At 48.8% G+C, this 6750-nt stretch carries 8 protein-coding genes; 2 read left to right on the forward strand and 6 right to left on the reverse strand.

Features of this window, described 5'->3' with window-relative positions; genetic code table 11:
* Nucleotides 1-37 precede the first annotated feature (37 nt).
* On the reverse strand, nucleotides 38-901 hold the full coding sequence (locus tag FKN99_RS04295) for a hypothetical protein (protein ID WP_172116731.1): 864 nt from the start codon (nucleotides 899-901) through the stop codon (nucleotides 38-40).
* A gap of 505 nt (nucleotides 902-1406) precedes the next feature.
* The gene (locus FKN99_RS04300) at nucleotides 1407-2708 is read right to left on the reverse strand and encodes an IS1380 family transposase (RefSeq protein WP_172116732.1); all 1302 of its coding nucleotides are present in this window, start codon (nucleotides 2706-2708) and stop codon (nucleotides 1407-1409) included.
* Between the two features lie 108 nt (nucleotides 2709-2816).
* On the opposite strand from FKN99_RS04300, the gene FKN99_RS18040 reads away from it, so the two are divergent.
* A complete protein-coding gene (locus tag FKN99_RS18040) occupies nucleotides 2817-3017 on the forward strand; it encodes an ATP-binding protein (RefSeq protein ID WP_319941225.1) in 201 nt (66 codons plus the stop codon).
* A 53-nt stretch (nucleotides 3018-3070) separates the two neighbouring features.
* Here the strand turns inward: FKN99_RS18040 and FKN99_RS18180 are convergent, their stop codons facing one another.
* From FKN99_RS18180 to FKN99_RS04325, 4 genes are all read right to left on the reverse strand, one after another.
* Entirely contained in the window at nucleotides 3071-3256 is a 186-nt protein-coding gene (locus tag FKN99_RS18180) for a DUF932 domain-containing protein (RefSeq protein WP_319941226.1), read from the reverse strand.
* Nucleotides 3253-5022, reverse strand: coding sequence for a putative bifunctional diguanylate cyclase/phosphodiesterase (locus tag FKN99_RS04315; RefSeq protein WP_172116733.1), 1770 nt, complete (start codon nucleotides 5020-5022; stop codon nucleotides 3253-3255). Before FKN99_RS04315 ends, FKN99_RS18180 begins: the two co-directional genes overlap by 4 nt.
* A 25-nt stretch (nucleotides 5023-5047) precedes the next feature.
* Entirely contained in the window at nucleotides 5048-5227 is a 180-nt protein-coding gene (locus tag FKN99_RS04320) for a hypothetical protein (protein WP_172116734.1), read from the reverse strand.
* 102 nt (nucleotides 5228-5329) lie between these two features.
* Nucleotides 5330-6345, reverse strand: a protein-coding gene (locus FKN99_RS04325; protein WP_172116735.1) for an IS630 family transposase whose coding sequence is annotated in 2 segments (ribosomal slippage) — nucleotides 5330-5958 and nucleotides 5958-6345 — 1017 coding nt in all. Because the reading frame shifts where the segments join, the coding sequence is not laid out codon by codon here.
* A gap of 83 nt (nucleotides 6346-6428) precedes the next feature.
* Between FKN99_RS04325 and FKN99_RS04330 the strand changes: the two genes are divergently transcribed.
* Nucleotides 6429-6680: a hypothetical protein gene (locus FKN99_RS04330; protein ID WP_172116736.1), complete on the forward strand. Its 252-nt coding sequence runs from the start codon at nucleotides 6429-6431 to the stop codon at nucleotides 6678-6680.
* Nucleotides 6681-6750 lie beyond the last annotated feature (70 nt).

Below are 6750 nucleotides of genomic sequence, written 5' to 3' on the forward strand. Positions count from 1 at the left end.
CCTAAGCCCTCCTGTGGCTCAAGCGGTATAGCTCTTGTTATTCGCAAGCTTGTTCTTGCTGTAATCCTTCAGGATGGAAGTGTTTAGCATTCTCTGGCTGGCATAGCCAAGCTGAAGAACTCATACCCCTGAAATTAGGGTTATTCCCTACACTTTTATCAATTAGGATGTGGCCTGAAATTTTAGCTCTATATAAGTCGCTAATGTCTACCAGCGGGTTTCCTTTAAGATTGATATCAACCGCTTCTCTTACTTCGGATAGTAAGCTGGCATCTCTTTGACCAGTATTATCCATACTGATTTTTCTTGCTGTCCTTAGCTTCCATTGCTTTGAAGACTTGATTTTTACTCCTGAAAGGCGAAGCTCGCCACCTACATTAACTAGCTCTGCAATACCTCTGCTATCAACTTCAGCATCTTTCTTGAAGGTGCTTTCAGAAATTATGAAGTCACCACCTATCCCCTTAAGTTTAAGAAAACTATCAAGTCCACCTTTTTTTATTCTGGTTTCATACATATGGATACTGCCACCTACATATTCTACATTCTGGAAGCCATATATATGCTCTACTGGGTTATCGTGGATTTTTAAATCACCCCTTATTATTCTTGTATCTACAAATTCGTTAAAGTGCTTCAATCTATTTCCATAGGCGATAACGTGCCCTACTTCTTCTGTTATATCGTCTTTGTAATATTTTAAGCTTCTTAGATTCCCTTTTGCTAAGGAAAATGATTTGTATAGGTTAGGGTTTACATAGGTATCACCATCATTGTGATCAACATACCTGCCAACTTGGTTAGCGGTAGATGGCTGGTAATTATCTATATTCTGGTTGGCTACTGCTGTGCCTGTTAATGCTGTTGATAGCAAAAGAGTTGATAGTAAAAACTTATTCATAGGTATTCTCCTGTTTTTGTTATTATTTAAATATATTATATCATCTTTTATTTAATAAGTCAATTAAATATATGTATTTATTGCTCGAAAAGTGTTAACTAAGACAAAAACTTATTGATCTTATATATTATAAGGGTTATTATATTTAAAGTTTAATCTACCTTGTGTTGTTAAATGGTTATCTTCCTTGTTAGTTATAGTAAAAAGGGTCACTCTTAATTGAGCGACCCTTTTTTTATGGTTAACATTTTCAACAATACCCCTTACTACTCTGAGAACCGATAGCCTCAATAGCAAAAACGATCTGTTTTTCGCTTACAAGCTATGCGGGGCTTCGCCCCTAGCCCGGATTTCTCATAGGTCCCCGGCAAGTCTCGCAGACTGTGCAGGTTACCGCCATGACCGTTCATTGGCGGTCGTGGCTGGTTAATAATCGATCAATTCCTGTTGTCTGGACACACGGCCCCCTTTCCCCCATTGAGTCGGGCCGGGGGAGCCCAGGCTTCTATCCCGGAACCAGTTGACGTACCAGGTCAGAGAGTTCGTCTTTGTAAGGATAGGCATCGCTCATCAACACCCGTATGCGCCGAGTGTTGCGAATGATGACCGCGCCCACCTTGATCAGCTTCAGCCGCAGGTTACTGGCGCTCATTCTCTCGAAGGGTGTCTTCTTCAGGTGGGCCCGTAATCGTTCGAACAACGTGTAGGCAAAGCCCGACAGGAGCAACCGCCACTGATTGGTCCACCACCGCGTGCTGGAGGTGCGATCTGCGAACAGACACAACTGCTGATCCTTGATCCGGTTTTCCATGTCACCCCGGGCACAGTATTGCTCGTAGTAGAGTTTAACGCCGTCGTCGTAACGGGAGCTGATAATGAACCTGGGGTTGGCACCCAGTTCGCCCTCCTCCAGACGCGCGACCACCCAGCGGGGGTGTTTCCAGGTGTGGGCCTGGTACTGGAATCGATAGGTGGCGGAGACTTTGTCACCCAGTTCGTTGTGAGCCTTGCGAACCAGCATCGAGGGTACGTCTACCTCCTTGAGCAGCCGGCTGTTCTTGCTGATGCCGACCAGATAGTCCACGTTGTTCCGGTCGCACCAGCTCAGCAATCGGGGACGGTAAAAGCCGCTGTCACCCCGGAACACGATGCGGGTATCCGGCCAGTACTGCCGGATGAACTTCACCAGCAAGGCCAGAATGGCCCAGCTGTGGCGGCTGTCGCTTCGGTTGCTGGTGCGCAGGTAGCTCACCAGCAGATGACGACCGCAGAACACGTACAGTGGGAAGTAACAATGGTGATCGTAGTAGGCGTTAAAGAACTTGCCGGGCTGGTCGCCATGCACTGGAATATCAGTGCCATCGAAGTCCAGCACAATTTCCTTGGGTGGAGTCTCGTGCTGTTCAATGAAGTGATGCCACAGCAGTTCGTGGGCCTTGACCACGGCCTGCCGGTCTACGCGCTGTTCCATGCGGCACAAGGTCGATTTGCCCGCCAGAATGGCCTCTTCACCGGTCGCGGTCTGAAGTGCCTGGTCAGCGCGTAACGTTTCGTGATCGTTCAGATCTTCGTACCCGGCAGCCACGCCAAAGACCCGCTGCCGGATCATGGTCTGAAGCTTGTGGCGAACCAGTACCGGATTACGGGCATCGTTCAGAACCGTAGCCAGGCGCTGAGTGAGCTGGTGTTGTTTGTCGACTTCGCGAAGTAGGAGCAATCCGGCATCGGAGGTGATGTGGCCACCGGAGAAGTCGGCTTCAATTTGACGGCGAGAGAGTGGCGAGAAGGTCAGTTTTTCAGGTACCATTTTGGATAGCGGCTGTTGGTGCTTGGTGAACGGTGTAAGATCCTGAAACTATAGCACTTTCAGCCGCTTTCTTTTATCCCCTCATGAGAAATCCGGGCTAGCATCGTTGTGACTGATGATGGCTCGGGGGTCAAAGCAAATGAAATATCCAGCTTGGGGCAGCGCGGCTTGCGTCTGGATGAACAGACGCCCGGACATGGCCTTGGACTCGCCATCGTAAGAGAGATAGTTGAACGATACGGTGGGAGCATTGTCTTCTCAAGCACTTCACATAGAGGATTGAGCGTAACCATCGAGATTCCCAGTTAACCTTGTGTCCAACGTTTTTATCCGATACGTTCAAACTGCCTAAAAAAATAGTACTACAGGTTCGGATCAAAGGCTGTGTTGTGTTTCACCTTCACTGCGGTCGCCGTCGCACCTTTCAGGGCTACCGCGAGGGTGTTGTTGCACACCACAGACCGACTGATTATTGAGCGCTGCCAGCGGTGTTTCTGGAAAGCCAATGATACATACCGGCGAAAACCAACTTGTTTCGCAGCCGTCACGAGCTTAGCTGCATGAGCATTTTGCTAGCTTGGTCTTTGTGCACAGGTGGGCTAAACAAATACCCCTGAAATAACACACAACCATGGTCGAGAAGCCACTCCAGCTGCTCAGCAGTTTCAACGCCTTCGGCCACCACATCGATATCCAGGCTTCTTGCCAGCGCAATGATTGTTCGTACAATAGCTGCATCACCAGGGTCTGCAAAAATGTCGTCAACAAAGGATTTGTCGATCTTCAGCACATCAAGTGGCAGTCGCTTCAGATAACTGAGGGACGAATAGCCAGTGCCAAAATCGTCTAGAGAAAACCTAACCCCTAACAGACGCAAAGCGTCCATCTTAACGATTGTGCTGCCCACATTGTCCTGCAGCATGCTCTCCGTTAGTTCGAGCCTGAGCCGATCTGCACGAGCACCGGTTTGGGAAATCACTCTTTTTATCGTGTCGACGAAGTCACCCTGATTCAATTGCCGGGCACTCACATTAATAGCAACGGTCAACGCTTCGTGCTGTGAATCGTCACCCCACTCGGCCAGTTGTGCGCAGGCGGTTTTCAATACCCACTCACCGATCGGCAGAATCAAACCGGTTTGTTCTGCCAGAGGAATGAACGTGCCAGGTGAAATCGGCCCATGCTTGGGATGAATCCAGCGAATTAAAGCTTCAAAACCCAAGATGTTTTTTTGCTCATCAACTATGGGTTGATAGTGCAAAACCAGTTCGTTGTTGTCGAGTGCCAGGCGTAAATCCCGCATAAGAAGCGCTCGATTAATGGCCTCTTCTTGTAATGAGGGATTGAAGAAGCATTGCTGGTTTCTACCAGCGTCTTTCGCTTCATACAGGGCAATGTCAGCCCTCTTGATCAACTCTTCCGGGGTATCGTGAACAGAGTTAAAAAGAGCAATACCTATGCTGGGAGTGACCTCCCAATGTTGACGGCCAAGCTGATAGGGTTCGGCCAGTGTGCTACGGATTTTCTCGGCGATACGACCTGCATTTAAAACGGCGCTCTCCAAATCAGCACCGATGTCATCCAGTATGGTCACAAACTCATCGCCGCCTAACCTTGCGACCGTATCCACCTCCCGAACACAACCGGCCAAACGCAACGCGGTTTGTTTGAGGAGGTCATCCCCCGTTGCATGCCCAAGTGTGTCGTTTACTTCTTTGAAATGATCCAGGTCCATCAGCAACACCGCCCCAAAACCGGGGTGCCGCGCCTTGCCTGCGATCGCCTGGGTCAGTCGATCCGTCATAAGCCGTCTGTTGGGCAAACTGGTTAACGCATCGTGAAGCGCCATTCGCTGGGCTTCAGCTTCAGCTTCCTTTCTTGCGGTTATATCTGCCCGGATAGCTATGTACTGCTCAGGCTTACCAGCCTCATCCAAAAAAGGAACAATGGTGGACTGTACCCAGCATAGTGACCCATCTTTGGCGCGATTACAGATCTCGCCACTCCAAACTTCACCTCGGGCTATAGTCCGCCAAAGATCCTGGAAAAATTCGCGAGGGTGGTGGCCGGAATTGATGACTCTGTGAGTGTGTCCGATGAGTTCTTCACGTGAATATTGTGATATTGCACAAAACTTGTCGTTAACCGCTGTAATGACGCCTCTCGCATCTGTTGATGCGACAATTGCGTGTGCGTTCAGCGCCATTTTGAGTTGGCTATTTTCCTTGAGCACGGCTTTCAGTGTCAGTCCACTCTGTTCGCCTTCTGTAGCGCTGACAAGGGATGCTAGCGGCCCTTCTTCACCTTCGTCCATAGTCTCCCTCACCTCGTAATCGCTTTCATATGCTTGGTTTGAACCATCCGGTTTTTGAGAGGGAAATCAGGCGCAGACTTCCCAAAACATCACGCCATCCACTCCAGACTCTTATAGCCGGAAAGTGAGGCATGTCAATTCCGCCCGCCAAACACTCGGGAATATTCGACACAGCTTTGGCAATTGCATCATCAAAATCAGACATTATTTTTATCTCTCGGTTAGCATGGTGCTCCACTCTGGAAACCTCGCCAGAATAATCCTGTAATTATATAATCATTTTACACGTGATTTAACACATAAGTGGTTATGCAAAAGTTATCGAGTTACTTTTTCCGTAATTATCACATACGTTTTTGACCGCTTCACAGAGCTTGTCGAACGAACTGTAGGCTGTCAGCGGTAACCACTTGTATTTGATTTCACGCCAAAGAATTTCGATCAGGTTCAGCTCCGGCGAATAAGGCGACAGATATACCAGATGAATGCGGTGTGCCATCCAATCGATGATTTTGCGCTGGAAAGCTTTGGAACGGTGCATTTTGGCATTGTCCAGTACAACGACGGCGAAGGCGTCAGGACTTTTCTGTGCCGCGAACTGATCGAACGCTTCTATAACGGTCTCTGTCTTCACTGACTCGGTTGTCATACGATGGAAAAAGCTACCTTTCCTGGTGAGAAAGCCCAGCACATTGAGCCGCTTGCTACGTGAATAGGCGGTCACTTCCCAAGGCTTACCTACCGGGCTCCATGCATAGGGAAGTGATGATGATTGAGAGAAGCCAGCTTCATCAAAGAAGTAAAGATCACACTCGCCATTGTCTTCCCATTCCTTCAAAGCATTGATCAAGCCTTGTGTACGACGAAAATCCGTTTCGTCACGCAGCGCAGTCAATGAGCGGCGTACCCGCTTACAACTGTTGCCGTTTTTTTTAATGCACGACGTAACGTGTCCTGGCTGACGACTTTACCTGTCTTATCCTGAAACTTAGCATGGAGGACAGGTAATTGATGCGGATGCTCTTCAACAAGTTGCTGTAACACAGCAAGCTCGCTTTCGTTGAGAAGGCTAGGTCGTCCTTCACGAGGTTTATCTTGAAGGCCTTCAATACCGTCTTTTTCCCATTGGGATAACCAAGTAGACACCGTATCGCGTTTAACCCCGAGGATGTCGCGAATCTGGTTAATCGTATGGCCTTTGTGGCTGAGCAAGATGGCGTGGGCTCTGCGGCGTAGTGCTCTCTTTTCACCATGCTGGTAGGCGTCATTAACGATAGGTTGCTGGTCGGGCGTCAAAGAAATGAAGCGCAAGCGACGAGACATGGTGCATCTCCCTTGTTATAAGCCTCGCTTTATACACCATAACTTATGCGGATTCACTTACTTACTTTTGGGAAAGCTGACGAATGAGTGTAAGAGAACAGCATTATGAGGCCGCTGCTAAGCTACTGGCAGAGCACCATCCCAGTACGGATTCGCATAGTGACACCTATTGGCAGGGCTACCTCGATGCCGTGGCCTGGCATCTCGCTGGCCGACCAGGCTCTTACGAGAGTTACTATCGGTATACACCCGGAACCGTCTCTCGGGACGCCTGGGCGTATGGTTGGAGTGACGGACAACTATTTGCCACATCACTGGACAAATCCTCGGCTTAATGGGAGCATCCTTGGTTTAACGTCTAAAAACTTACTCATTAAAGCGTTCTAACCTGGATTTCTCATAGTC

The sequence above is a fragment of the Halomonas hibernica genome (assembly GCF_013183775.1).
Classification (GTDB): Bacteria; Pseudomonadota; Gammaproteobacteria; order Pseudomonadales; family Halomonadaceae; genus Vreelandella; species Vreelandella citrativorans.